Genomic DNA, 23,503 nt, shown 5'->3' with positions numbered 1-23,503 from the left:
GTCTGCCTCCCTCAGGCGACGTATTCGTCAAGGCGTGGGCGGTACCAGTCGAGCGAGCGGCGCAGGCCCTCATCCACATCCACCCGCGGCCACCAGCCGGTGGCGGCGCGGAAGGCGCGGTCATCGGCGGCGTAGCTGCCGATGTCGATCTGCGCGCGGTCGGCCGGGAATTCCTTCATCACGTAGCTGCCCTTGCCGCCATTCGCCGCGACCAGGCGATCCGCCAGATCCTTCAGCGAGAGGGGTGGCGGGCCGCCGATGTTGAAGACATGGCCATTCACCTGCGGCTCCGTCGCATGCTGCGCGGCGCGCAGGAAGGCATCGGTGACGTCGTCGAGGTAGGTGAGGTCGCGCAGCTGCTCGCCCCCCCAGACCTCGAAGGCCTCCCCTTCCAGCACCCGGCGGATCCAGATGCCGAGGAAGGTCTGCCGCGCATCCTTGATGCGCAGCCGCGGGCCGTAGCAGTTGGTCAGGCGGAGCGAGACCACCGGGCGCCCATGCACCCGGTTCTCCAGCAGCCAGTACTGCTCCCCAGCCCATTTGGAGACGCCGTTGGAATCCGGCGGGTTGACCGTGTGCTTCTCATCCACCGGGATGTATTGCGGCCGGCCGTAGAACTGGCGCGTGGAGGCGTGGACGACGATCGCCTTGGGGGCGACTTCGCGCATGATGCCGATCAGGCGCACCTGCGCCACGGCATTGATGGCGATGTCGGAGACGGGGTCCTTCTGCCCGCCCATATGGCTGGTCTGGGCGGCCATGTTGAACAGCACGTCGATGCCCTGGCAGAGGCTGTGCAGCTCCGCATCGCGGATGTCGCCGCGCACCAGCATGACGTTGCTGCCCTCGAGGTTCAGGGCATTGGCGCCGCCATCCGGCACCATGGCGTCCAGCGCCACCACCCTTGCGCCCTGCGCCGCCAGTGCATGGCAGAGGCCACTGCCCAGGAACCCCGCCCCACCCGTCACCAGAACCCGCTTGCCGCGCCAATTGTCCATGGCCACCGAAGTCGTTCCCCTCCGCCGTCGTTCCGCAGGCGACGATCAAGCCGCCGTGTTGACACCGCCAAGCCGCTGCCCGGCATAGCGCCGCGCCCGGATCGGCCCCCACCAATCCTCATGGTCGAGGTACCAGCGCAAGGTGTGTTCCAGCCCGCTCTCGAAATCATGTTTCGCACGCCAACCCAGCGCCGTCTCGGCACTGGTCGGGTCCATGGCATAGCGGAAGTCGTGGCCCGGGCGGTCCTTCACGAAGGTGATCAGCCGCTCCCGCGGCCCGGCGGGGTCGGGCCGCAGCCGATCGAGCACGGCGCAGATGGCCTTCACGACCTGGAGGTTGCTGCGTTCCTGCCGCGGCCCGATGCAGTAGGTGCCGCCGGGCTTGCCGGCCTGCAGCGCGGCCAGCACCAGCGCCTCCGCATGGTCCTCGACATGGATCCAGTCGCGGATATTGGCACCGTCGCCATAGACGGGCAGCGGCTTGCCCTCCAGCGCATTGAGGCTGACCAGCGGGATCAGCTTCTCCGGAAATTGCCAGGGGCCGTAGTTGTTCGTGGTGTTGGAGACGAAGGCGGGGAAGCCATAGGTGTGGTGCCAGGCCCTCACCAGATGGTCGGAGGCCGCCTTCGAAGCGCTATAGGGGCTGCGCGGGTCATAGGGCGTGTGCTCGTCGAAAGGCTTGTCGTCCTTCGATTCCAGCGACCCGAAGACCTCGTCGGTCGAGATGTGGTGGAAGCGGAAGGCCGCCTTGCGGGGGGCGTCGAGGCCGGCCCAATAGGCCCGCGCGGCTTCCAGCAGCACCTGGGTGCCGACGACATTGGTGCGGATGAACTCGGCCGGGCCGTCGATGGAGCGGTCCACATGGCTCTCGGCCGCCAGGTGCATCACCACCTCCGGCTGCCATTCCGCGAAGGCGGCGGCCATGGCGGCGGGGTCGCAGATATCGGCCTTCAGATGGACATGCCTTGCGTGTCCGCGCGCCTGGTCCAGCGCCTCGTGGCTCGCCGCATAGGTCTCCTTGTCCACATTGACCACCACATGGTCGGTGGTGGCGATCAGGCGGCGGACCACGGCGGAGCCGATGAACCCCAGGCCACCCGTCAGCAGGATACGCATGTCCACTCCTCGGTCGGCATCAGGAATGACCCTGAATTAAGGCAGCCCCACGGCCCGCCCGTGTCGGCACTGCGGTGGCGCGATCGGCCACACGCTCGGGGGCTTCAGCCGGGCGGCGGCGGAGAATGCCCGGAGGCCCGGTCCGGGTCCACATGCGGGTCCTGGTGGGCATGCGCGGGCCTGACCCGGCCGGTGGAAGCCTCGCTCCGCAGGCGCCGGCTGCGCATGATCTCGGCGAAGCCGAACAGCAGCAGCAACTGGCCCGCCAGTACCTCCAGGCTCGCCAGCACGCGCGCCCCGTCGTCGGAGGGGCGGATGTCGCCGTAGCCGACGGTGGACAGCGTCGCGATGGAGAAGTGCAGCGCATCCGAATAGCTGAGCCGGATCGGGCCATCCGGCCCCATGAACAGCGCGTGGTGGCTCATGCCATCCGCCAGGCGGTAGGTGGCGCCGAAGCCGATGACCAGCAGCGCATACATCAGCAGGAAGGCGACGATGGGCACCGCGAGGTGGCGGGCGCGGCTGCCCAGTTCCTCCATGATCAGCGCCACATCGACCAGCAGGCGGACCACGTCCTTGACGGAGAAGGCGACGACGCCGCCGATGGCCGCCATGGCGCCGATCAGCGCCAGGGCCTGCGCGCCGGCCTCCAGCCGGTTCACCGGCAGGGCGAAGCAGACCACGCCGATGGCCGAGACCCCGGCCAGCCAGCGCGCGGCATAGGGCAGCAGGTCCAGGCTCTCGGCCTCCTGCTTCTCCGCGACCTCCGCCAGTTCGCGCCGCCGCCAGAAGACGGTGCCGAGGAAGGCCAGGACCGGCAGCAGGAAGGCGACCGGCCGGGACCAGTCCGCGGCATGCGGGAACTGCGCCCGCCCCAGCACGACGAAGAGCGTGGCGTAGAGCGCAAGCCCCGTCGCCGTGCCGAAGGCGAAGTGCAGCCCACGCGGGAAGAGGCGGTAGAGCAGCCCGAGCCCGAAGGCCGCCACGCCCAGCACCACGGCCGAGAGCACCAGCCCCTCATCCCCCACGCCGAGCGCCACCAGCAGGGACAGCGCGACGGTGAAGCCGACGGACCGCGCCCAGGCGCGCAGCAGGCGGCGTGGCGGCAGCGGGTTCACGGGGCGAGGGCCACGCCCGTGATCTCGACCTTCCAGCGGGGATCGACCAGCGCGGCCTCGATCGTCATGCGGGCCGGCTTGGCGGTGGGGTCGAGCCAGGCATCCCAGGCGCGGTTCATCGCCGGCGCGTCCCGGATATCGGCCAGCACGATGGTGACGGAGACCAGCGCGCGCTTGTCGGTGCCGGCTTCGGCCAGCAGGGCGTCGATCTGGGCCAGGATGTCGGCCGTCTGGCCTTCGGCATCCAGCGTCGGGTCATCGGCCACCTGGCCGGCCAGCCAGAGGAGGCCGCCCCCCAGCACCGCGCCCGACAGGCGCTGCTCCTCGGCGATCCGGCGGATGGTCATGGCTGTCTCCTGCAATGATTCGCGGCGCCAATCTTTCAAAGACCCGGGCCGGACGCCACATGGCGCGCGACCCGGAGCCTGACATGCAGACACTGATCGACAAGGCCATGATCGCCAGCCGCTACCTGCTGGTGGTGTTTTTCGGCGGCATCCTGGTGGCGCTGGCGATCTACGCGCTGGGCTTCCTGAAGAAGCTGTGGAAGTTCGCCACCAGCGTCGGCGATGTGGCGGACAACCAGACGCTGCTCGACCTGCTGCACCTCGTCGATTCGGCGCTGGTCGCCTCGCTGGTCGTGATGGTGGCCATCTCCTCCTACGACAACCTCGTCTCCCGCCTCACGCCCAAGGATGGGGATCAGGAAGCGGGCTGGCTGGCGGCGGTGGACCAGGGGAACCTGAAGCTGAAGCTGGCGACGGCGCTGGTCGCGATCTCCTCCATCCACCTGCTGCAGATCTTCATGGAGATCGGCAACTACGACGACCGCGCCGTGACCTGGGGGCTGGCCATCCACGCCATGTTCCTGGCGGGCGTGCTGGTGCTGGGCGTGGTGGACCGGGTGACGGCGGCGGCGAAAAAGGCCGCCAAGGGGTAGCGCGGCGCCTCAGTGACCGTTTGAGAATGCTGGTGGCTGAGGGTTCGCGAGGGGTTTTTCGTCCTTGGCAGGAGCCGGACGCGGCCGATGCTGGTCGCATCGGCAAGTCCGGCGACGAACCAAGGGCGGAAAAGCCCAGCGAAACCGACCCGCCAGTGTTCTCAAACGGTCACTCAGCCGGCCAGGTGAGGCCGGCGCAGCCAGCGGGCCAGCAGCCCATCCACCGGCCCCGCGACCACGGAGACGATCCAGAGCAGACCCGCCGACAGCACGATGGCGGGGCCGGAAGGCAGGTCCAGGTGGTAGCTGGCCAGCAGCCCGGCGATGCTGGAAGCGGTCGCCAGCCCGACCGCGGCATAGGCCAGGCCCGACAATTCCCGCGACCAGTGCCGCGCCGCCACGGCGGGCAGCATCATCAGCCCCACCGCCATCAGCGTGCCCATCGCCTGGAAGGCGGCCAGCACGTTCAGCACCACGAGCCCCAGGAAAGCCATGTGCCAGGCGCCACCTTGCGCGCCCTCGGCCTGGGCGAAACCGGGGTCGAAGCATTCCAGGGCGAGCGGCCGCCACCCCAGCGCCAGCACCGGCAGGGTCAGCGTCGCGACACCCGCCATCAGCAGCAGCGCCGGATCGTCCACCCCCAGCACCTGGCCGAAGAGCAGATGCGTCAGGTCCCCGGTATCGCCCCGCAGCGACACCAGCGTGACGCCGAGCGCAAGGGCGATGAGGTAGAGCGCCGTCAGCGCCGCATCCTCCCGCCCCCCGGTGGCGCGGGACAGGGCGCCGGCGCCGACCGCCACCACAAGCCCCGCCACCAGCCCGCCGATCGACATGGCAGGGACGGAAAGGCCGGCGATCAGGAAGCCCGCGGCAATGCCTGGCGTCACGCCATGGGCCAGCACCTCCGCCGTCAGGCTGGTGCGCCGGAGCATGAGGAAGACGCCCAGCAGGGGCGCGGCGACGGAAAGCGCCAGGCAGCCCACCAGCGCCCGGCGCATGAAGCCGAATTCGACGAAGGGGCCGAGGAGGGCGTCCACGGCGTCAGGCGGCGCAGGCGGGGGCGGTCTCGTCCCAGGCCTCGGCCATCATGCGGGCCTTCAGGCGGTTGGCGGCGGAGAGCACTTCCGCCGTCGGCCCGCTGGCCACGCATTCGCGGGCCAGCAGCAGGCAATGCGGGAATTCCTCCCGCACCAGATCCATGTCGTGCAGCACGGCCATGACGGTGCGGCCTTCCCCGTGCCAGCGGCGGACGACGCCGAGCAGGTCGGAAGCCGTGCGGGCATCGACGGCGTTGAAGGGCTCATCCAGCAGGATCAGGTCGGCGTCCTGCACCAGCAGGCGCGCGAAGAGCAGGCGCTGGAATTGGCCGGCCGACATGGCGCCGACCGGGCGGCGGGCAAAGCCGCCAAGCCCCACCGCCTCCAGCGCCGCTTGCGCGCGGTCGCGGTCCCCGGCGCTGGCAGAGCGGAAAGCGCCGAGCTTCGACCACATCCCCTGCATCACGACATCGAGGCATAGGATCGGAAAGGCGCGGTCCATGCCGGATTGCTGCGGCAGCAGGGCCAGGCGCGGGCTGGCGCCGCTGATCGCGACCCGCCCGGAATCGATGCGGTGGAGGCCGGCGATGCTGCGCAGCAGGGTGGTCTTGCCGGCGCCATTGGGGCCGACGATGGCCGTCAGGCTGCCAGGCTCGAACCGCGCCGTGACATGGTGCACCGCCGGATGGCGCTGATGCGTCGCCGTGAGGTTGGCCACCTCGACCGCCGGCCCGCGCATGGTCCCGCCATCCGCCATCAAAGCGCCATCGCCCAGGCCACGGCCGCCCAGAGCCCGGCCAGCACCACGCCGGACAGCGCCAGGCGGGCGCCGGCGCCGGAGGAGAAGGCCAGGGGGTCGGGGATCGAGAGCCGCATGGTTACCTTATAACGTCACCCCCGATGTAGCGCCCCCGGGATGAGAGTCAAAGTCCCGTTTGGGCAAAGTCCCGCGTGGCGCATGGCTGGGAAAACGCCCGAAGGGGGCCTAACTGCGGCGTGCCATGCAGCTTCCTCCCCTCCCCGCCCCCGAAGATCCCGACCTCGCGCTCCGGCGTGCCCTGACGAAGCATCGCCGCGCGGCCTCCCTGCTGCTGGCCGGCATGGGGGGGCTGCTGGTCGGCAGCTACTGGCTGCCGCCGGGCTATGGGACCGACCTGCTGCAGGCCTCCGCCAAGGCGGGGTTGGTCGGCGGCATCGCCGACTGGTTCGCGGTGACGGCGCTGTTCCGCCATCCCCTCGGCCTGCCGATCCCGCACACCGCCATCATTCCCCGGCAGAAGGAACGGCTCGGCGCCGGGCTCGGCCGCTTCGTGGCGAACCACGTCTTCACGGAAGCCGAGGTCGCGCGGGTGCTCGGCCGGCTCGACCTGGCGGGCATCCTGCGCGGCTGGTTCAACGACCCTGAAGCGATCCAGCCCGCCGCCGCCGCGCTGGCCCGCACCATGCCGCGGATCCTGGCAAGCCTGGAGGATGGCCGGGCGCGGCGCCTGCTGGCGCGCCTGCTGCCGCGCATCGCCGGCGGGCCCGGGGCGGCGCGGGTGGTGGCGCGCGCCCTGACCGCGCTGATCGAGGGCGGCCGGCACCAGGAGGTGTTCAACCTGGCGATCTCCCAGCTCAAGACCCTGCTGGCCGCGAAGGAGGACCAGTTGCAGGCCGCCATCGCCGCGCGCGTGCGGGCGGAGGGCGGCGCGCTGGTCGGCTGGCTGGCGGGTGCGACCATCGCGCGGCGCGTCCTCTCCGCGCTCAATGCGGAGCTCGACAAGGTGGAGCCGGGCGACAGCGACCTGCGCCTCGCCTTCGAGGGCTGGGTGAAGGCGGAGGTCGCGCGGCTGGAGAACGACCCGGAACGCGCCGCGGCACTGGGCCGCGCGTTGCGTGACGCGCTGAAGCACCCCGCCGTGGCGACCTGGCTCGGCGATATCTGGGAGAGGCTGCGCGCGGCGATGGAGGCCGATGCCGCGAACCCGGAAGGCCGCACGGTGCAGGTGCTCGCCGGGGCGCTGGCCAATGTCGGCACCATGCTGGCGGAGGATGAGGGCGCCCGCGCCCGGCTGAACAAGGGGGCGGAGCGCGTGCTGATCGCCCTGCTGCCGGCGGCGCGGACCCAGCTTTCCGACTTCATCGCCGGCGTGGTGCGGAACTGGGACACGGCGACGGTGACGGAGAAGATCGAGCTGCGGGTCGGCAAGGACCTGCAATATGTGCGCATCAACGGCACGCTGGTCGGCTTCCTGGTCGGCGGCGCGCTCTATGCGCTGCTGACGGCGGTGTTCGGACGGGTCGCGGGATAGGCCTCACGAAGCTGTGGCCGAGGCACCCGGAACGACCGGCTGAATCGTATACCGATATCGGCCGGGATGGTCTTGGGTGGGCGGGAGGAGAACCCGTCCATGGCCTTCATCCGCCGCATCCGCCTGCTTGCCCCTGCTGACCGCGACGAGCCTTTCCTCGAGAAGCAGCCCTGGTGGCCGCGGCGGACGCCGCTTCGCGTCGAGACCCCGGCCATCTCTGCCAGCGAGGAGGCGGAGAGCCTGGCCCGCTGGCGCCAGGCACAGCGCGCCCAGAAGCGGCAGCAGGAACCGCAGGGGCCCGGCCTGACGGGGCTTGGCATCTATGCGGCGGTGCTGCTCGGCCTGGGCGCGGTCGAGATCGGGCAGCGCGCGCGGCGGGAGGAAGCCGCGTCCGACACGCCGGATTCGCTGGCCGGCGCCGACGCAGTGGCATCGGCCTGGGCCCCGGAAGGCGGTGGCGCCGCGGGGCTGGGCTCGGGGCTCGGCCTGTCCTGGGGCATCGGCTCCGCCGCGGCGGCCGGCCTCGGCGCCAGCATCTCCCCCGCCTACACCATTCCGCGCGGCAGCGGCGCGCTGCCCGAAGCGCCGCAGGCAGGCCTGGCGCCGGCCATGCCGCCGGGCGCGCCCTCCGCCGCCGCGCCGCCCCAGGCGGGCGCGACCGAGGCTGCCGGCTGGTCGATGCCCGCGGAAGCCGGGGCAGCCATGCGTCCCGCGATCCTGGACGAGGTGCCGATGACCGTGGCCGCCGCGCCCCGCACGGCGCCGGTGACGGAGGCCGCCAAGGCGCCTGCCGCGGCGCCCGCCCCGCAGGCAGCGCCGGCGGCACGCGCGGAGGCGGCACCGGCCGAGGCGCCTCGCGCCGTCACGCCGCCCGTGGGGGAGGTTGCGCCGACGCCGTCCACGCCGGCGACCACCGTCGCCGAGGCCGCGGCTCCGGCGCCGCCCGGCTGGCGCTGGACGTCGTGGGATCGCCGGCAGGAGGAGTCCTGGTCCTCCCGCGACGCCGTCGAGGCGCCGCGTGACAGCCTTCCGCTCAGCGACGCGACCGCACCACAGGCCGATTCGCCCTCATCGCCGCCTGAGGCGGCTGCGCCGGTGATCGGTGCCGTCATCGCCGAGGTCGAGGCCGCCTTGCCCGTCATCGGCAATCCGGATGAGAGCGGCTCCACGCCGCCCGTCGTCGACGTCAGCATCGGCCAGCCCGTCGAGACGGGCTCTACACCGCCGGTGATCGATGTCAGCGTCGGCAAGCCTGCCGAGCCCGGCGTCGCGCCGCCCGTCATTGACGTCAGCATCGGCAAGCCGGCCGAGCCGGGCGTCACGCTGCCCGTCATCGATGTCGGCGTCGTCAAGCCGGCGGAGCCGGGCGCCACGCCGCCCGTCATCGATGCCAGCATCGGCAAGCCCGCCGAGCCGGGCGTCACGCCGCCCGTCATCGATGTCAGCATCGGCAAGCCGGCCGAGCCGGGCGTCGCGCCGCCCGTCATCGATGTCAGCATCGGCAAGCCCAGCGATCCGGGTTCTACGCCGCCGGTGATCGATGTCACCATCGGCAAGCCGGCGGAGCCGGGCATCACGCCGCCCGTCATCGATGTCAGCGTCGGCAAGCCGGCGGAACCGGGCGTCACGCCGCCCGTGGTCGACGTCAGCATCGGCAAGCCCGTCGAGCCCGGCGTCACGCCGCCCGTCATCGATGTCAGCGTCGGCAAGCCGGCCGAGCCGGGCGCCACGCCGCCCGTCATCGACGTGAGCATCGGCAAGCCCGCCGAGCCCGTGACTTTGCCGCACGCCATCGATGTCAGCATCGGCAAGCCCGCCGAGCCGGGCGCCATGCCGCCCGTCATCGATGTCACCATCGGCAAGCCTGCGGAGCCGGGCGTCACGCCGCCCGTCATCGATGTCAGCGTCGGCAAGCCTGTAGAGCCAGGCTCTACGCCGCCCGTCATCGATGTCAGCATCGGCAAGCCCGCTGAGCCCGGCGCCACGCCGCCCGTCATCGATGTCAGCATCGGCAAGCCTGCTGAGCCCGGCGACACGCCGCCCGTCGTCGATGTCAGCATCGGCAAGCCCGCCGAGCCGGGCGCCACGCCGCCGGTGATCGATGTCAGCATCGGCAAGCCCGCCGAGCCGGGCGCCACGCCGCCCGTCATCGATGTCAGTGTCGGCCAGCCGGCGGCACTCGCGGAGACCTTGTCGCCGCTGCTGGACGTCCTTCTGCCGCCGGGCATCGAGGAGTTCGCCAGCCCGCTCGCGCCCGCCGGCGGGCTGGCGGGCGTGCTGGATGCAATCAGCCCGGCGGAGGTGCTGCGGCCGCTGGCGCTCGACCTCGTGCTCTAATAGGCGACCTTGTCGGGCTTGGCGGCCCAGGCCTCGAAGACCTCGAGCGCCTCGGCCGCCAGCAGGCGGCGCATGGGCAGGATGCGGGCCTCGATGGGCTTCGGGATCTCGGTGTAGAGCAGCTCGTCATCGAAGCCGATCGCCGCGGCCTGGACGCGGTCATTCGCATAGGCCACGGCATCGACGCGGGCCCAGTAGAGGGCGGCGAGGCACATCGGGCAGGGCTCGCAGCTCGTGTAGACCGTGGCGCCGCGCAGGTCGAAGCGGCCCAGCGCGGCGCAGGCGCGGCGGATGGCGACGACCTCCGCATGCGCGGTCGGGTCGTTGGTGGAGGTGACCTGGTTCCAGCCCTCCGCCACCACCTTCCCGTCCATCACCACCACCGCGCCGAAGGGCCCGCCGGCGCCGGAGGCCATGCCGCGGCGACTGACCTCGATCGCCTGGCGCATGAAGTCGGCATCGGTCATCAGCGCATCCCTTGGCGTTGCGGCGCGGAAGCGCCACCATCCATGGCATGACGCTTACACTGTCGATCCTCGACCAATCCACCATCGCCGCCGGCCGCGGCGCCGATGAGGCGATCCGGGAGACGCTGGCGCTGGCGAAGCTGGCGGAGGATTGGGGCTACCACCGCTACTGGATGGCGGAGCACCACAACAGCCAGTCCCATGCCGGCACGGCGCCGGAGATCCTCTGCGCGGCCATTGCCGCCACGACCAGCCGCATCCGCCTCGGCACCGCGGGGGTCATGCTGCCGCACTATTCCGCGCTGAAGGTGGCGGAGCAGTTCCGGGTGCTGGAGGCGATCGCGCCGGGGCGGATCGACCTTGGCGTCGGCCGCGCGCCGGGCAGCGACGGGCGCACCGCCTTCGCGCTGAACCCGGATGCGGCGCAGGCGGCGGACCGCTTTCCGCAGCAGGTGCAGGACCTGATGGGCTGGCTCGGCGATGGGCTGCCGGAGAGCCACCCCTTCCGGATGGTCGCTGCCAATCCCGCCATCCCGACGCGGCCGGCGGTGTGGATCCTGGGTTCCTCCGATTTCGGTGCGCAGCTCGCCGCCTATTTCGGCCTGCCCTACTGCTTCGCGCATTTCATCACCGATGGCCGCGGGTCCGAGGAGGCGATGGCGCTGTACCGGGAAGGCTTCCGGCCGCATCCCGGCAAGCCCGGGCGCCTCGCCGCGCCGCAGGGCGCCGTCGCGGTCTTCGCGCTGACGGCGGCGACGGAGGCGGAGGCCTTCCGTTTGTTCAAGTCCCGCGCGCTGTGGCGGCTGTTCCGGGACAAGGGCGCCTTCCCGCCGCTGCCGAGCGTGGAGGAGGCGGAGGCCTATCCCTACACGCCCGACGACCTCTCGCGCATCGAGCGCATGCGCGCCCGCGCCCTGGTCGGCGCGCCGGAACAGGTGGTGGCGCGGCTGCAGGCGCTCGCGGCCGCGCATGGGGTGGAGGAGGTGGCGGTGCTGACCCCCTGCCACGACGCGGAGGCAAGGCGCACCTCCTACCGGCTGTTGGCGGAGGCCAATGCCGCTTCGGTGGCGAAAGCCGCCTGATGTGGCTTTTTAGTCGCTAAGCCCTTTAGGCCGATTATGCCGTTTATGCACCTTTAGCACCGTTTTCGCGGGGTGCTCCGGGCGGCGGCGGCGCCTTCCGGGCATGGATCGGGTGGTGGCTGACCCGGAATCATGCGGCTATTTTTCCTAAATGTCAAGCCGATCGTTTCGCCTGTTGCGCGCCCTGTGGCGTGCTGTTTCACGCGCTGGCCCGCGCCATTGACCCCCGCCCGGCGGCGGCGCCAGCCTGGGTGGGACGGCGCGGAGCGGCAGCATGTCCTATCGCAAGATCCCCAGCATCGGCCAGGCGCATGAGAATTCCTGCTGGGCCGCCTGCCTCGCCTGGTGGCTGAAGGCCGTGCAGGGCGGGCGGCCTTCCTGGACGCAGGCGAAGATCATGGAGGTCTATCGCCGCAGCCTGGATGGCGATGGCGCCATGATCCCGGAATACATGGTCAATGCCTGGCGGAACGACCAGCGGCTGAAGATGGGCACGATGGTGTTCAAGACGCCCAACGCGACGCTCGATCGGCTGCCGATCGGGCCGACGCCGGTCTGCATCGCCTTCAAGCATTTCACGGGCTTCGCCCATATGAACGTCATCTGGCCGAGCGAGGGCAGCAAGGTCTGGTGCATGGAGCCCTACTGGCCCTTCCCCGGCGTGAACGGGAAGCGCACCGGCCGCTTCGTGGAGCGCGAGATCAACGACCATTTCAATTTCGGGGATGCGGTGATCCTGGCCTGGGCCAACCCCTTCGAGGGAGAGAGCGCGGCGCCGCCGGCCTGAGGCGGGGCAGAGGCGCCTGACCCGGGGCGCTGGCCGGGGCGCTGGCCGGGCCTGCTTGCCTGGACAGGACCGGCAGGCGCAACATGGCGCGGCACTCTCACCTCTGGGTCATCCATGGAAGCTGTTCGGCTGGTCGTCTGGGACCTGGACGAGACCTTCTGGCGCGGCACCGTCACCGAAGGCGGCATCCGGGAGTATGTGCAGCAGCACCACGACATGATCATCGAGCTGAACCGGCGCGGGATCATGTGCTCGATCTGCTCGAAGAACGACTTCGAGACGGTCAAGGCCATCCTCGTCGAGCGCGGGATCTGGGACTACTTCATCTTCCCCAGCATTTCCTGGGAGCCGAAGGGCCTGCGCATCGCCCGGCTGATCGAGGATGTGCAGCTGCGCGCGCCGACGGTGCTGTTCCTCGACGACAACCCTAACAACCGGGCCGAGGCCGCGGCGCTGGTACCGGGGCTGCAGGTGGAGGATGAGCATTTCGTCGCCGGGCTGCTCGCGGACCCCCGCTTCAAGGGCAAGGATGATGCCGGGCTGTCGCGCCTGAAGCAGTACAAGCTGCTGGAGACCAGGAAGGCGGATGAGGCACGGGCGACCGGTGGCAACGAGGAGTTCCTGCGCCAGTCGGGGATCAGGGTCTTCATCGACTATGACGTCGCCGGGAACATCGACCGGGTCGTCGAGCTGATCAACCGGACCAACCAGCTGAACTTCACCAAGAACCGCCTGCCGGAGGATGCCGGCCTGGCCAGGGCGCATATCCTGCAGAAGCTGTCCCGCTTCGATTGCCATGCGGGCCTGGTGCGGGTGGAGGACAAGTATGGCGACTACGGCCATGTCGGGTTCTTCATGGTGCGCAATGGCAGGAAGCGGATGGTGCCCGGCGCCGCGGCGACGCACCTCGCCCATTTCTGCTTCTCCTGCCGCACGCTCGGCATGGAGGTGGAGCGGTGGGTCTACGACTTCCTCGGCAGGCCGGAACTCGTCGTCGTCGGGGAGGTGCTGACCGACCTGTCCGTCGATCGCCGGATCGACTGGATACGGCAGGTGAATGCGCCCGGAGAGGGCCGTGAGGAGATGCCCGCCATTGCCAGCCGGCTCATCGCCTGGGGCGGCTGCGAGATCCATTCCATCGCGGGCTACCTGGGGGCCGCGGCGCCGACGGTGATCTCCCGCGGCAACTACGCGGCGAGCGGCCTGTTCGCCCGGGCCGGCTTCAGCCAGCTGGTGCTCGACGGTCCGTCGCGGGCGGCGCCTGGCTTCGCCGAGGAAGTCGCCACGCTGGGGCTCGATGTCGAGCATGAGATGCTGGACGTCTTCGCGAATCCGGGCCCCAACGACCTCTATGTCTTCAACCTGACGGGGGACATGAACTGGCTGCTGCGCCACCGGACGGGGGGGTGGCACTTCTCCATGGATCCGCGGGGGTGGAAGCATCCGAAGCGGTTCTTCGAGGTCGACGCGGAGGAGCTTGACGCCGTCGTCGCGGCGATGCCGGGCGAGGAGCAGGAGCGCGAGCATCTGCGGAAGGTCGGCCGCCATGTGGCGCTGAACTACGAGCGGGTGCCGGTCTCGCCCACGGCGGAGATCCTGCGGCGGCACCACCGGATCGTGGAGGCGATGCCGGCGGGGTCGCGCTGCATCTTCCTGCTCGACCTCGATTGCTGGCGGCTCAGCATGGAGTCGACGGCCTTCAAGCCGCTGCCGCGCGTGGCGGACTACTCCAGCCGGATGCGTCGCGAGATGCAGGGCATCCCGCATGTCGGGCTCGTCGAGTTCGCGGATGCGATCAGGTCGGATGAGGAGGTGAAGCCGGCCCGGCACTATGCGCGGGAGGTCTACTACCGGCTCTCCCAGCTGATCGCCGCCAAGGCGGCGGCGTTGACGCCGAAAGCCTCGCCCCTGGAGTCCCCGGCGGCGCGCGAGGCGGCGTGACGCGGTGGGAGGCAGGTCGCACCCCCTGCCCCGGCGTCAGCCGCGCCCGAACTCCCTTGGCCTCACCCGATGCCGTCGCCGCGCCCGGTGCCGGGCCAGGGCCTCGATGAGGGCGGGAAGGGCGAGCAGCGGAACGGTCGCCAGCGCCAGCAGGCCGAAGCCGGCGCCCCAGGCGCGACCGCCCAGCACGAAGGCGAGCCCCGCCAAAGTCCAGGTGAGGCCATTGGCGCCGAGTCCGAGGGCGAAGAGCCAGCGCAGCCGCGCAAGCCGCGCGGCGGCCTCCGCGGCGTCGCCTTCCGTGAAGGCGGTGCCGCGGGCGGAAACGTCGTAGAGGCGGTCTTCCTGGACCCGGAAGGGTGCGCTCAGCGGCGGACCACCACGAAGCGGATGGGCACGCCCTGGCGCTTCAGGCGGCGGATGCGCCACCACAGCGTGACGGCGCCGATGGCGCCGGCGACGATCAGCACGGGCAGCACCAGGCCGACGAAGAGGATGGCGAGCGAGGCCAGCAGCAGGCCACCGGCCGCCAGCGCGACCAGCAGCGCCACGCCGCCGACCCGGCCCAGGATGCGGTCGAGCGTCGTCGCCGGGCGCGGGTTGGGCGGCGCGCCCGGGTTCATGCCGGGGTTCGGCCCGGCGTTATCCCGGAACTGGCCATCCGGCGTCATGTCGAGGACGGGCGGGGTGCGGTGCTGGTCCATGCCCGGGATGTTGCCCGGGCTGGGCCAGGGTTCAAGGGCGGGATTGTTGCGTAAGGTCACGGCTCCCCGAACAGCGCGGGCAGGACATGGTCGGCGGTGGTGCCGATATGGGCATGGATGGCGGCCATGGCCGCCGCTTCCTGCCGCGCCACGGCGAGGTCGGCGAGCTGCTGGTGCACCGGCGCGGCGCGGTTCCAGTCCACCAGCACGGTCTTCATGACGCGGCGATACCGCGTCATCTGCACGTAGAGTTCATCGCAGAAGCCGGCCAGCGACCGCAGCGGGCAGGCAGCGATCAGGGCGCGGTGGAAGCGGTGGTGCCTCGCCTCGTAGCTGTCCTGCCAGGCGGGGTTGGCGGGGTCGCGCCGCTCGATCTCCCGCTTCAGCAGGGACAGGCTGGCGACGATCTCATCCTCCCACGCCGCATCGCCGGCCTGGATCGCGAGGCGCAGCGCCTCCGGCTCCAGCATCTGGCGGGTGCGGGTGATGTCGAGGAGATGGGCGCGGGTGACCGGGGGGACGGAGAAGCCCTTCTGCCCTTCGCCATGCACGAAGCCCTCCGCCACCAGGCGGGACAGGGCTTCGCGCAGCGGCGTGGTGCCGATGCCGTAGCGCTCCACCAGATCCTTCAGCCGGAGCTTCGCGGCCGGCGCCAGGTCGCCCGCCACGATGTCCTGCCGCAGGCGATGGGCAACGGCCTCCGCGGCGGTGCTGGCCAGCCCCCCGTCAGCCATCGATTTTCGCCAGAAAATATATTTCTACTTGCATGATCGATGATTCCTCGCATGATCGACATAACACGGAGGAAGCGGGCCTTGCCATGACTCATGACCGGCTGGATGAGACGCATGACCCGGCGCGGCGAAGCTGGGTGGCCTCCGCCCAGGCGCCGGGGACGGACTTCCCCATCCAGAACCTGCCGCTCGGCGTGTTCAGCCGCGGCGGCGGGGAGCGGCGCGGGGGAATCGCGATCGGCGACCAGGTGCTGGACCTGGCTGCGGCGCTGGCGGCCGGGCTGCTGGAGGGCGAGGCCGGAGAGGCCGCGGAGGCGGCCTCGGGCCCGGTGCTGAACCCGCTGCTGGCGCTGGGGCGGGGGGCGTCGCGGGCGCTGCGGCGGCGGGTCTCGGCCATCCTGGCGGAAGGCAGCGCGGACCAGGCGAAAGCCTCGGCCTGCCTGATGCCGATGGACCAGGTGGCGCTGCACCTGCCGATGGCGGTCGGTAACTTCACCGACTTCATGGCGTCCCGCTTCCACACGGCGCGCATGGGGGCGAAGCGCGATCCCGGCAATCCGCTGCCGCCCGCCTTCCTGCACCTGCCGATCGCCTACCATTCCCGCGCGACCACGGTGCGCGTGAGCGGGGAGGCGGTGGCGCGGCCGCATGGGCAGGCGATGGGGCCGGACGGGACGCCGTGCTTTGGGCCGACGCAGTCGCTGGATTTCGAACTGGAGTTCGGCGCGGTGATCGGCGCGGCCAATCGCTTCGGGGAGCCGATCCCGGTCGCGCGGGCGGGCCAGGCGGTGTTCGGCACCTGCCTGCTGAATGACTGGTCGGCGCGGGACGTGCAGCGCTTCGAGATGATGCCGCTCGGCCCCTTCCTGTCGAAGAGCCTGTCCACCACCGTCTCCCCCTGGATCGTGACGGCGGAGGCGCTGGCGCCCTTCGCCGCGCCGGCCTTCGCGCGGCTCCCGGGCGACCCGGAGCCCCTGCCCTACCTGATGGCCGCGGCCGACCAGGCTTCGGGCGGGCTCGACGTGGCGCTGGAATGCTGGATGACGACGCCGCGGATGCGGGCGGAGGGCACGGCGCCGGCGCGGATCGTGGCGACGAACCTGAAGCACCTGCACTGGACGCTGGCGCAGATGGTCGCGCACCACACCAGCAATGGCTGCGACCTGCGGCCGGGCGACGTGCTCGGCACCGGCACCGTCTCCGGCCCCGAGCACGAGGGGCGGGCCTGCCTGGCGGAGGTGGTGGTGGAGGATGGCGGCCTGACCCTGCCGAACGGGGAGCGCCGGAGCTTCCTGGAGGATGGCGACGAGGTCTGGTTCACCGGCCGCGCCAGCAGGGATGGCTTCGTCCCCATTGGCTTCGGCGAATGCCGTGCGAGGATCAAGCCGGCGAGGCCCTTCCCCACCGCCTGACACGGACCGGCCTGACCACGGAGGAAACACAAGACATGGCACGACGCATCGTGGACATCTCGTCCGCGCTCAAGGCCGGCATCGCGAGCGACCCGCCGCACATGCTGCCGAAGATCGACTATGTGGACCATCGGATGAGCGCGCCTTCCATGGCGGAGTACATGGGCGTGCCCATCGATGCGCTGCCGGAAGGCGAATACGCCGCGGTGGAGCGGGTGCAGATCAGCACCCATAACGGCACCCATCTCGACGCGCCCTACCACTTCTTCTCCCGCATGAACGAACGGACGGTGCCGGGGGGCGAGCCCAGCATGCGCATTGACGAGGTGCCGCTCGACTGGTGCTTCCAGCCCGGCGTGAAGCTGGATTTTCGCGGGTTCGAGGATGGCTACATCGTGCAGCCATCGGATGTCGAAGCCGAGCTGAAGCGGATCGGGCACGAACTGAAGCCGCTCGAGATCGTCGTGGTGAACACGCGGGCCGGCGAGCGCTACGGCCAGGACGACTACATCGACAGCGGCTGCGGCATGGGCAAGGCGGCGACCTTGTGGCTGCTGGAACGCGGCGTGCGGGTGACCGGCACCGATGGCTGGTCCTGGGACGCGCCCTTCAGCCACACGAAGCGCCGCGTGCAGGAAACCGGCGATGCGTCGCTGATCTGGGAAGGCCACCGCGCGGGGCGGGAGATCGGCTACTGCCACATGGAGAAGCTGAACGGGCTGGAGAAGCTGCCGCCCCACGGCTTCATGATCGCCTGCTTCCCCGTGAAGGTTCACCAGGGCTCCGCGGGCTGGACCCGCGCCGTCGCGATCTTCGAGGAGTGAGGGTCATGCGCAGGATCCTGCTGGCGGCGGCAGCGCTGCTCGGCTTCGTGCCCGCGGCGCGGGCGGAGTTCCCGGAACGGCCGGTGACCGTCATCATGCCCTATGCGCCCGGCGCGGCGGATGCGCTGATGCGCGCGGTGGGCGAGCATTTCCAGCGCGCCACGGGGCAGCCGCTGGTGCTGCAGACGCGGGATGGCGCTTCCGGCGTCGTCGGCATGCGCGTCGTGGCAGGCGCGGCGCCCGACGGCTACACCATCGGGCATACGCCGGTGACGGCGATCGCGGTGCAGCCGCACCTGCTGCGGAATGCCGGCATCGGCCCCAACAGCTTCGAGGGCGTCTGCGGCACGAACGAGAACGTCATCACCATCGCGGTGCGCGCGGACAGCCCGATGCGGGACCTGCCGGGGCTGGTGGCGGAGGCGCGGCGGCGGGCGCTGTCCTTCGGCAGCCCGGGGCCGAATTCGCTGCCTCAGCTGGCGGTCTGGCAGGTGCAGCGCGCGACGGGGATCGAGCTGAACCACATCCCCTACCGGGGTGAGCCGCCGCACATCAACGACACGCTGGCCGGGCGGCTCGACTTCTCGGCGGCCATCGTCAGTTCGGCGGCGGAGCTGGTGATGGCGGGGCGGATGCGGCTGCTGGCCGTGTTCTCCGCCAACCGGCACCCCGACTTCCCGGATGTGCCGACGGCGCGGGAACAGGGGATCGACGCGCAGCTCTTCTCCCAGGTCGGCATCTATGCGCCTCGGGGCACGCCGGCGCCGGTGCTGGACCGCCTGGAGAGCGCCTGCCGGGATGCGCTGCAGGATGCGACGGTGCTGCGCGTGCTGGCCAACAGCCGATCCCCCGTTCGCTTCGTGCCGCGCCAGGCGCTGACGGAATGGGTGCGGGGCGAATACGAGAATTACGGCCGCATCCTGCGGGAGCTGGGCGTGCAGCCGGAGTGAAGCTCACACCGGCGCGGCGTCCACGACGTGGAAGCCGACCGTGACGTTGTCGTTCCAGGACTCGGCGCGGAGATGACCCGCCAGGTGCATCGTGCCGCCGCCGAGAAGGGCGGCGGCGAGCGGCCCGTCCTTGGCGCGGAAGCAGACGGCCTTGAGGCGCGGCCCACCGCCCTCCCCTTCCAGGAAGGCGCGGATGGTCGCACCTTCCTTGCCGACGCGGTCGGCCCGCACCACGCGGGCGCGGTTGAGGACGAAGACCGGTTCGTCATTGCCGGCGCCGAAGGGGGCGAGGCGCGCGACCTGGGTCGCGACCTCCATGGTGGCGCCCTGCACGGTCAATGAGCCCTCGACCGGCAGGTCGGCGGCGCCGGGCAGATCGGCGGCATGGGCCAGGCGTTCGTCGAGGAAGGCGTGGAACTCGCCCTCCCGCGCTTCCAGGAAGGAGAAGCCGGCCGCCATGGCGTGGCCGCCGCCGGTGTGCAGCAGGCCCATCTGGCGCGCGGCGATGATGGCGGCGCCGAGATCGACGCCGGGAAGCGAGCGGCCGGAGCCCTTGGCGAGCCCATCCGCCAGGCCGGCGACGCAGGCGGGGCGGTTGAACTTCTCCTTCATGCGGCCGGCGACGATGCCGACCACGCCGGGATGCCAGCCCTGCCCCACCACCAGCAGCACGGGATGGCCGCGATCGACCTGGCGGGCGGCCTCCGTCATGGCGGCGGTCACCACATCGGCCTCCACCTCCTGCCGCCGCCGGTTCACCTGGTCGAGCTTCTCGGCCATGGCGCGGGCCTCGATCGGGTCGTCCTCCACCAGCAGGCGGAGGCCGAGATCGGCTTCGTCGATGCGGCCGGAGGCGTTGATGCGGGGGCCGAGCAGGTAGCCGAGCGTGTGGGCGCTGGGCGCGTCCTTGGCGAGTGCGACATCGAGCAGCGCCGCGATGCCGGCGCGGCCGCGGCGGGCCATGACCTTCAGCCCCTGCGTCACCAGGGCGCGGTTCAGGCCGGTCAGCGGCATGACGTCGCAGACGGTGGCCAGCGCCACCAGGTCCAGCAGGTCCAGCAGCCGGGGCTCCGGCCGGTTCGCGAAATGGCCGCGGCGGCGGAGTTCGCGCAAGGTCGCGACGCCGGCCAGGAAGGCGACGCCGGCGGCGCAGAGATGGCCGAGGCCGCTGCCGCAATCCGGGCGGTTGGGGTTCACCGCGGCGCGGACGCGGGGCACCGGACCCTCCGCCTTGTGGTGGTCCAGGATGACGATGTCGGCGCGGTTATGGGCGCCGGTGAAGGCAGCCTCCGCCGCGATGCCGCAATCCACCGTCACGATCAGCGTGGCGCCGCGGTCGCAGAGGGCGGAGATCGCCGCCGCGTTCGGGCCATAGCCTTCCCGGATGCGGTCCGGGACGTAGTGGGTGACGGCGCAGCCGAGGTCACGCAGCAGCCGCGTCGTCAGCGCGCCGCTGCAGGCGCCGTCCACGTCGTAGTCGCCGAAGACCGCGACGTGTTCGCCGCGCTGCACGGCATCCGCGAGGCGTGCCGCCGCCACATCCATGTCCCGCAGGCAGGAGGGGTCGGGCAGCAGCGCGCGCAGCGTGGGCTCAAGGAAATCCGCCGCGGCATCGATGCCGACGCCGCGGGCGGCGAGCAGGCGCCCGACCAGTTCGGGCAGCGCCAGGCGCTGGGCGATGGCGGCGCCGGTCCGCGCATCGCCCTGCCGCCAGATCCAGCGACGGCCGGTGGCGGAATGCGCGACGCCTAAAGCCAGCGCCGCCTGGTCCTGCACCGGCCCGTGCATCATCAGCCCTGGAAGGCGAGGGGCTTGCGCGCGAAGTTGTGGTGGCCCTCCACGTAGCGGACGGTGCCGGACTTGCTGCGCATGACGATGGAATGCGTGACCGCGGAGGTCCCGAGGTGGCGGACGCCGCGCAGCATCGGGCCCGTCGTCACGCCCGTCGCGGCGAACATCACGTCGCCGCGGGCCATGTCCTCCAGCCCATAGACGCGGCTGGGGTCGGTCACGCCCATCTCCTTGGCGCGGGCGATCTGCTCCTCATTCTCGAAGAGCAGCTTGCCCTGCATCTGGCCGCCGATGCAGCGCAGCGCGGCCGCGGCCAGCACGCCTTCCGGCGCGCCGCCGGAGCCGAGATAGATGTCCACGCCCGTATCGGCCTGGGAGACGGCGACGACGCCGGAGACGTCTCCGTCCGGGATCATCATGATGCGGGCGCCGGCCATGCGGCAGCGCTTCACGATGTCCTTGTGGCGGTCGCGGTCCAGCAGGCAGACGACCAGGTCGCCGATGCCGCACTTCTTCGCCTTCGCCAGGTTGGCCAGGTTCTCCTCCACCGAGGCGTCGATGTGCACGACGCCGTCGGGCAGGCCCGGGCCGACCGCGATCTTGTCCATGTAGACGTCGGGGGCATGCAGGAAGCCGCCCTTCTGGGCGAGTGCCACGCAGGCCATGGCGTTGGGGCCGCCCTTGGCGGTGATGGTCGTGCCCTCCAGCGGATCGACGGCGATGTCGACCTCCGGCCCGCCGCCGGCCTTGGCGTAGAGGCCGACCTTCTCGCCGATGTAGAGCATCGGCGCCTCGTCCATCTCGCCCTCGCCGATCACGACGGTGCCGGAGATGGCGACGGTATCGAAGGCCTTGCGCATGGCTTCCACCGCCGCGCCATCCGCCGCGTTCTTGTCGCCCCGGCCCATCCAGCGGGAGGCGGCGAGGCCCGCGGCCTCCGTCACCCGGACGAGTTCGAGGGCGAGGTTGCGGTCCACATGGACCTGGCGGTCGAGATCAGCCACGGGCAGTTCCTCCGGATCGGTGCGGCAGGGTAACGCGGCGGATCGCGCCACGGCACCCTTCACGTCGGTGCTGGCTTGTTGCCCGGAACGCGGGCGGCGCGAAAGGGGGCAGCGAGGTCACCCTGTCGCGGTCAGCGGGCCGAGATGGTGGCGCCGCAGGCCGCCGGCAGGCTGCGGGGGACCACGCGTCGGGCGGCGAAGAGGGTGCAGCCCGGGCCGTCCACCTGGCCGAACAGCGTGCCGTCCTCATCGATCTCAGCGTCCAGATCGACCGTGACGTAGTTCGGCGGCCGCAGAAGCCAGGCGCCCGCGACGACGGTCATGGCGTCGCCATCGGGTTCGGCCGAGACCTCGTAGCAGCCCTCCGCGGCCTGCGGGTTGCTGGCCAGCGGGTAGAAGTGGAAGACGCCGGAGAGGCGCCCATCGGCTTGCGGGCGGAGCCGCAGGCTCATGCCCGTGGAGCCCTGAGCGCAGACATAGGTGCCGGACCAGTCGCCGGCGAAGCGGGACTCCGGAGCGCCGGAGGCGCCCGGGACCTGCGCCCACGCCGGCAGGGCCAGCGCGAGCAGCAGCAGGAAGGGCGCCGCAGCCCTCACAGCGCCTCGATGCGGATCAGGGCGGGCTTCTCCACCACCGCTTCCAGCGCCTCGATCCGCGCAATGGCGGCGCGCATCTGCGCCTCCTCGCAATCATGGGTCGTGACGACGACGGGCACCGCCTCCCCGGGCGCGCGGCCGCGCTGGAGCATGGATTCGAGGCTGATGGCGTTGTCGCGCAGCGCCGCAGTGACATCGGCGATGACGCCGGGGCGGTCCACCACCATCAGACGCAGGTAGTAGGCGCCGACGCGCTGGGACATGGGGAGCGACGGCGCGTGGGAGAGCGCCGAGGAGGCGACGCCCCAGACCGGCGTGGTGCGGCCGCGCGCGATGTCGATGAGGTCCGCGACCACGGCGGAGGCGGTCGGGCCGGCGCCGGCGCCGCGGCCTTCCAGCACCACGCGGCCGACGAAATCGCCTTCCGCCACCACCGCGTTGAAGACGCCATCGACGCGGGCGATGGGGTGGCTGACCGGCACCATGCAGGGATGCATGCGCGTCTCGATCCCCGCTTCCGTCCGCCGCGCGATGCCGAGCAGCTTGATGCGGTAGCCCAGTTCTTCGGCGAGCTTAATGTCGAGCGCGCTGACGCTGCGGATGCCCTCCACATGCACGGCCCCGAAATCGACGGGGCGGCCGAAGGCCAGCGCCGCCAGGATCGCCAGCTTGTGGGCGGCGTCGATGCCATCCACGTCGAAGCTCGGATCGGCTTCCGCGTAGCCGAGCTTCTGCGCCTCGCTCAGCGCCTGGGCGAATTCGATGCCGCGCTCGCGCATCTGCGTCAGGATGTAGTTGCAGGTGCCGTTGAGGATGCCCATGACGCGGGTCAGATCATTGGCGGCCAGCCCCTCCCGCACCGCCTTGATGGCGGGGATGCCGCCGGCGACGGCGGCTTCGAAGCAGAGCGCGACGCCCTTGGCTTCCGCCGTCGCGGCGAGTTCGGCGCCGTGGATGGCGAGCAGCGCCTTGTTGGCGGTGACCACGGGCTTGCCGGCGGCGAGGGCGGCGCGGACCAGATCGGCGGCCGGGCCTTCGGTGCCGCCGATCGTCTCCACCACCACATCCACGCCGGGGTCGTTCGCCAGCGCCGCGGCATCGTCGTACCAGCGCAGCCCCGCGATGGAGACGCCGCGGTCCCGCGTGCGGTCGCGGGCAGAGACGGCGGTGACGGCGATGGGGCGGCCGGCGCGGGCGGCGACCGTCGCGGCATTGTCGCGCAGCAGGGTGAGCACGCCGGCACCGACGGTGCCGAGGCCGGCGACGCCGACCGAGAGGGGCTTGGTCATGTCATGCATTCCAGGAAGGCGGGGCGGGGCCAGTCTCGATCCCGCAAAGCCCCCCTCACCCTGCCCTCTCCCGCCGTTGGGGGGAGAG

General features: G+C 71.3%; 23 protein-coding genes. 9 read left to right on the top strand and 14 right to left on the bottom strand.

All coding sequences use genetic code 11. The features are described from left to right. Positions 1 to 11: 11 nt before the first annotated feature. The 4 genes from G3576_RS25865 to G3576_RS25850 form a co-directional block, all read right to left on the bottom strand. Positions 12 to 998 (bottom strand): NAD-dependent epimerase/dehydratase family protein, encoded by a 987-nt coding sequence (locus G3576_RS25865; RefSeq protein ID WP_164697381.1) that lies wholly within the window; start codon positions 996 to 998, stop codon positions 12 to 14. Between the two features lie 45 nt (positions 999 to 1,043). After that, positions 1,044 to 2,114: a dTDP-glucose 4,6-dehydratase gene (gene rfbB, locus G3576_RS25860; RefSeq protein WP_164697380.1), complete on the bottom strand. Its 1,071-nt coding sequence runs from the start codon at positions 2,112 to 2,114 to the stop codon at positions 1,044 to 1,046. A 104-nt stretch (positions 2,115 to 2,218) separates the two neighbouring features. Next, a complete protein-coding gene (locus G3576_RS25855) occupies positions 2,219 to 3,232 on the bottom strand; it encodes a potassium channel family protein (RefSeq protein ID WP_164697379.1) in 1,014 nt (337 codons plus the stop codon). Next, the gene (locus G3576_RS25850; RefSeq protein WP_164697378.1) at positions 3,229 to 3,579 is read right to left on the bottom strand and encodes a RidA family protein; all 351 of its coding nucleotides are present in this window, start codon (positions 3,577 to 3,579) and stop codon (positions 3,229 to 3,231) included. The genes G3576_RS25855 and G3576_RS25850 overlap by 4 nt, the downstream gene beginning before the upstream one ends. A gap of 83 nt (positions 3,580 to 3,662) precedes the next feature. Between G3576_RS25850 and G3576_RS25845 the strand changes: the two genes are divergently transcribed. Further along, entirely contained in the window at positions 3,663 to 4,172 is a 510-nt protein-coding gene (locus G3576_RS25845) for a TIGR00645 family protein (RefSeq protein WP_164697377.1), read from the top strand. 173 nt (positions 4,173 to 4,345) lie between these two features. Here G3576_RS25845 and G3576_RS25840 read toward each other — a convergent pair whose 3' ends face one another. Next, complete coding sequence (locus tag G3576_RS25840) at positions 4,346 to 5,170, bottom strand: metal ABC transporter permease (protein WP_164697423.1); 825 nt, start codon at positions 5,168 to 5,170, stop codon at positions 4,346 to 4,348. Positions 5,171 to 5,213: 43 nt separating this feature from the next. Further along, entirely contained in the window at positions 5,214 to 5,948 is a 735-nt protein-coding gene (locus tag G3576_RS25835; RefSeq protein WP_164697376.1) for a metal ABC transporter ATP-binding protein, read from the bottom strand. A gap of 262 nt (positions 5,949 to 6,210) precedes the next feature. Here G3576_RS25835 and G3576_RS25830 point away from each other — a divergent pair, with 262 nt between their 5' ends. Together G3576_RS25830 and G3576_RS25825 are read left to right on the top strand one after the other, a co-directional pair. Beyond that, positions 6,211 to 7,500 (top strand): DUF445 domain-containing protein, encoded by a 1,290-nt coding sequence (locus G3576_RS25830; protein ID WP_164697375.1) that lies wholly within the window; start codon positions 6,211 to 6,213, stop codon positions 7,498 to 7,500. Between the two features lie 99 nt (positions 7,501 to 7,599). Next, the gene (locus tag G3576_RS25825; RefSeq protein WP_164697374.1) at positions 7,600 to 9,837 is read left to right on the top strand and encodes a hypothetical protein; all 2,238 of its coding nucleotides are present in this window, start codon (positions 7,600 to 7,602) and stop codon (positions 9,835 to 9,837) included. On the opposite strand, the gene G3576_RS25820 is transcribed toward G3576_RS25825, so the two are convergent. Further along, entirely contained in the window at positions 9,834 to 10,304 is a 471-nt protein-coding gene (locus tag G3576_RS25820; RefSeq protein ID WP_164697373.1) for a nucleoside deaminase, read from the bottom strand. The genes G3576_RS25825 and G3576_RS25820 overlap by 4 nt on opposite strands. A 47-nt stretch (positions 10,305 to 10,351) precedes the next feature. Here G3576_RS25820 and G3576_RS25815 point away from each other — a divergent pair, with 47 nt between their 5' ends. The 3 genes from G3576_RS25815 to G3576_RS25805 all read left to right on the top strand — a co-directional run bounded on the left by G3576_RS25815 (position 10,352) and on the right by G3576_RS25805 (position 14,114). Beyond that, complete coding sequence (locus G3576_RS25815) at positions 10,352 to 11,386, top strand: LLM class flavin-dependent oxidoreductase (protein ID WP_164697372.1); 1,035 nt, start codon at positions 10,352 to 10,354, stop codon at positions 11,384 to 11,386. Between the two features lie 274 nt (positions 11,387 to 11,660). Then, positions 11,661 to 12,173 carry a hypothetical protein gene (locus G3576_RS25810; RefSeq protein ID WP_164697371.1) on the top strand — a complete coding sequence of 171 codons (513 nt, stop codon included), beginning with the start codon at positions 11,661 to 11,663 and terminating at the stop codon, positions 12,171 to 12,173. 114 nt (positions 12,174 to 12,287) lie between these two features. Beyond that, positions 12,288 to 14,114, top strand: coding sequence for an HAD-IIIC family phosphatase (locus G3576_RS25805; protein WP_164697370.1), 1,827 nt, complete (start codon positions 12,288 to 12,290; stop codon positions 14,112 to 14,114). A 36-nt stretch (positions 14,115 to 14,150) separates the two neighbouring features. On the opposite strand, the gene G3576_RS25800 is transcribed toward G3576_RS25805, so the two are convergent. Genes G3576_RS25800 through G3576_RS25790 form a run of 3 tightly spaced genes read right to left on the bottom strand, consistent with a single transcriptional unit; the run spans position 14,151 to position 15,549 of the window. Next, the gene (locus G3576_RS25800) at positions 14,151 to 14,540 is read right to left on the bottom strand and encodes a hypothetical protein (protein ID WP_164697315.1); all 390 of its coding nucleotides are present in this window, start codon (positions 14,538 to 14,540) and stop codon (positions 14,151 to 14,153) included. Further along, positions 14,477 to 14,815: a hypothetical protein gene (locus G3576_RS25795; protein ID WP_164697369.1), complete on the bottom strand. Its 339-nt coding sequence runs from the start codon at positions 14,813 to 14,815 to the stop codon at positions 14,477 to 14,479. Before G3576_RS25795 ends, G3576_RS25800 begins: the two co-directional genes overlap by 64 nt. A 56-nt stretch (positions 14,816 to 14,871) precedes the next feature. Further along, complete coding sequence (locus G3576_RS25790) at positions 14,872 to 15,549, bottom strand: GntR family transcriptional regulator (RefSeq protein ID WP_164697368.1); 678 nt, start codon at positions 15,547 to 15,549, stop codon at positions 14,872 to 14,874. Positions 15,550 to 15,635: 86 nt separating this feature from the next. Between G3576_RS25790 and fahA the strand changes: the two genes are divergently transcribed. From fahA to G3576_RS25775, 3 genes are read left to right on the top strand one after another with little or no spacing between them, the layout of a single operon-like run. Then, complete coding sequence (fahA, locus tag G3576_RS25785) at positions 15,636 to 16,961, top strand: fumarylacetoacetase (protein WP_164697367.1); 1,326 nt, start codon at positions 15,636 to 15,638, stop codon at positions 16,959 to 16,961. A 35-nt stretch (positions 16,962 to 16,996) separates the two neighbouring features. Then, on the top strand, positions 16,997 to 17,785 hold the full coding sequence (locus G3576_RS25780; protein WP_164697366.1) for a cyclase family protein: 789 nt from the start codon (positions 16,997 to 16,999) through the stop codon (positions 17,783 to 17,785). A gap of 5 nt (positions 17,786 to 17,790) precedes the next feature. Continuing rightward, positions 17,791 to 18,735, top strand: coding sequence for a Bug family tripartite tricarboxylate transporter substrate binding protein (locus G3576_RS25775; protein WP_164697365.1), 945 nt, complete (start codon positions 17,791 to 17,793; stop codon positions 18,733 to 18,735). A 3-nt stretch (positions 18,736 to 18,738) separates the two neighbouring features. On the opposite strand, the gene recJ is transcribed toward G3576_RS25775, so the two are convergent. From recJ to G3576_RS25755, 4 genes are all read right to left on the bottom strand, one after another. Continuing rightward, entirely contained in the window at positions 18,739 to 20,526 is a 1,788-nt protein-coding gene (gene recJ / locus G3576_RS25770) for a single-stranded-DNA-specific exonuclease RecJ (RefSeq protein ID WP_207623042.1), read from the bottom strand. Continuing rightward, complete coding sequence (glpX, locus tag G3576_RS25765) at positions 20,526 to 21,530, bottom strand: class II fructose-bisphosphatase (RefSeq protein ID WP_164697364.1); 1,005 nt, start codon at positions 21,528 to 21,530, stop codon at positions 20,526 to 20,528. Before glpX ends, recJ begins: the two co-directional genes overlap by 1 nt. Positions 21,531 to 21,661: 131 nt before the next feature. Beyond that, positions 21,662 to 22,126, bottom strand: coding sequence for a hypothetical protein (locus tag G3576_RS25760; protein ID WP_164697363.1), 465 nt, complete (start codon positions 22,124 to 22,126; stop codon positions 21,662 to 21,664). Continuing rightward, the gene (locus G3576_RS25755) at positions 22,123 to 23,415 is read right to left on the bottom strand and encodes a homoserine dehydrogenase (protein ID WP_164697362.1); all 1,293 of its coding nucleotides are present in this window, start codon (positions 23,413 to 23,415) and stop codon (positions 22,123 to 22,125) included. Before G3576_RS25755 ends, G3576_RS25760 begins: the two co-directional genes overlap by 4 nt. Between the last annotated feature and the right edge of the window lie 88 nt (positions 23,416 to 23,503).

Source organism: Falsiroseomonas algicola (assembly GCF_011040385.1).
GTDB lineage: Bacteria > Pseudomonadota > Alphaproteobacteria > Acetobacterales > Acetobacteraceae > Falsiroseomonas > Falsiroseomonas algicola.
The sequence above is the reverse complement of the archived record's forward strand: the minus strand, read 5'-3'. Positions and strand labels throughout refer to the sequence as shown.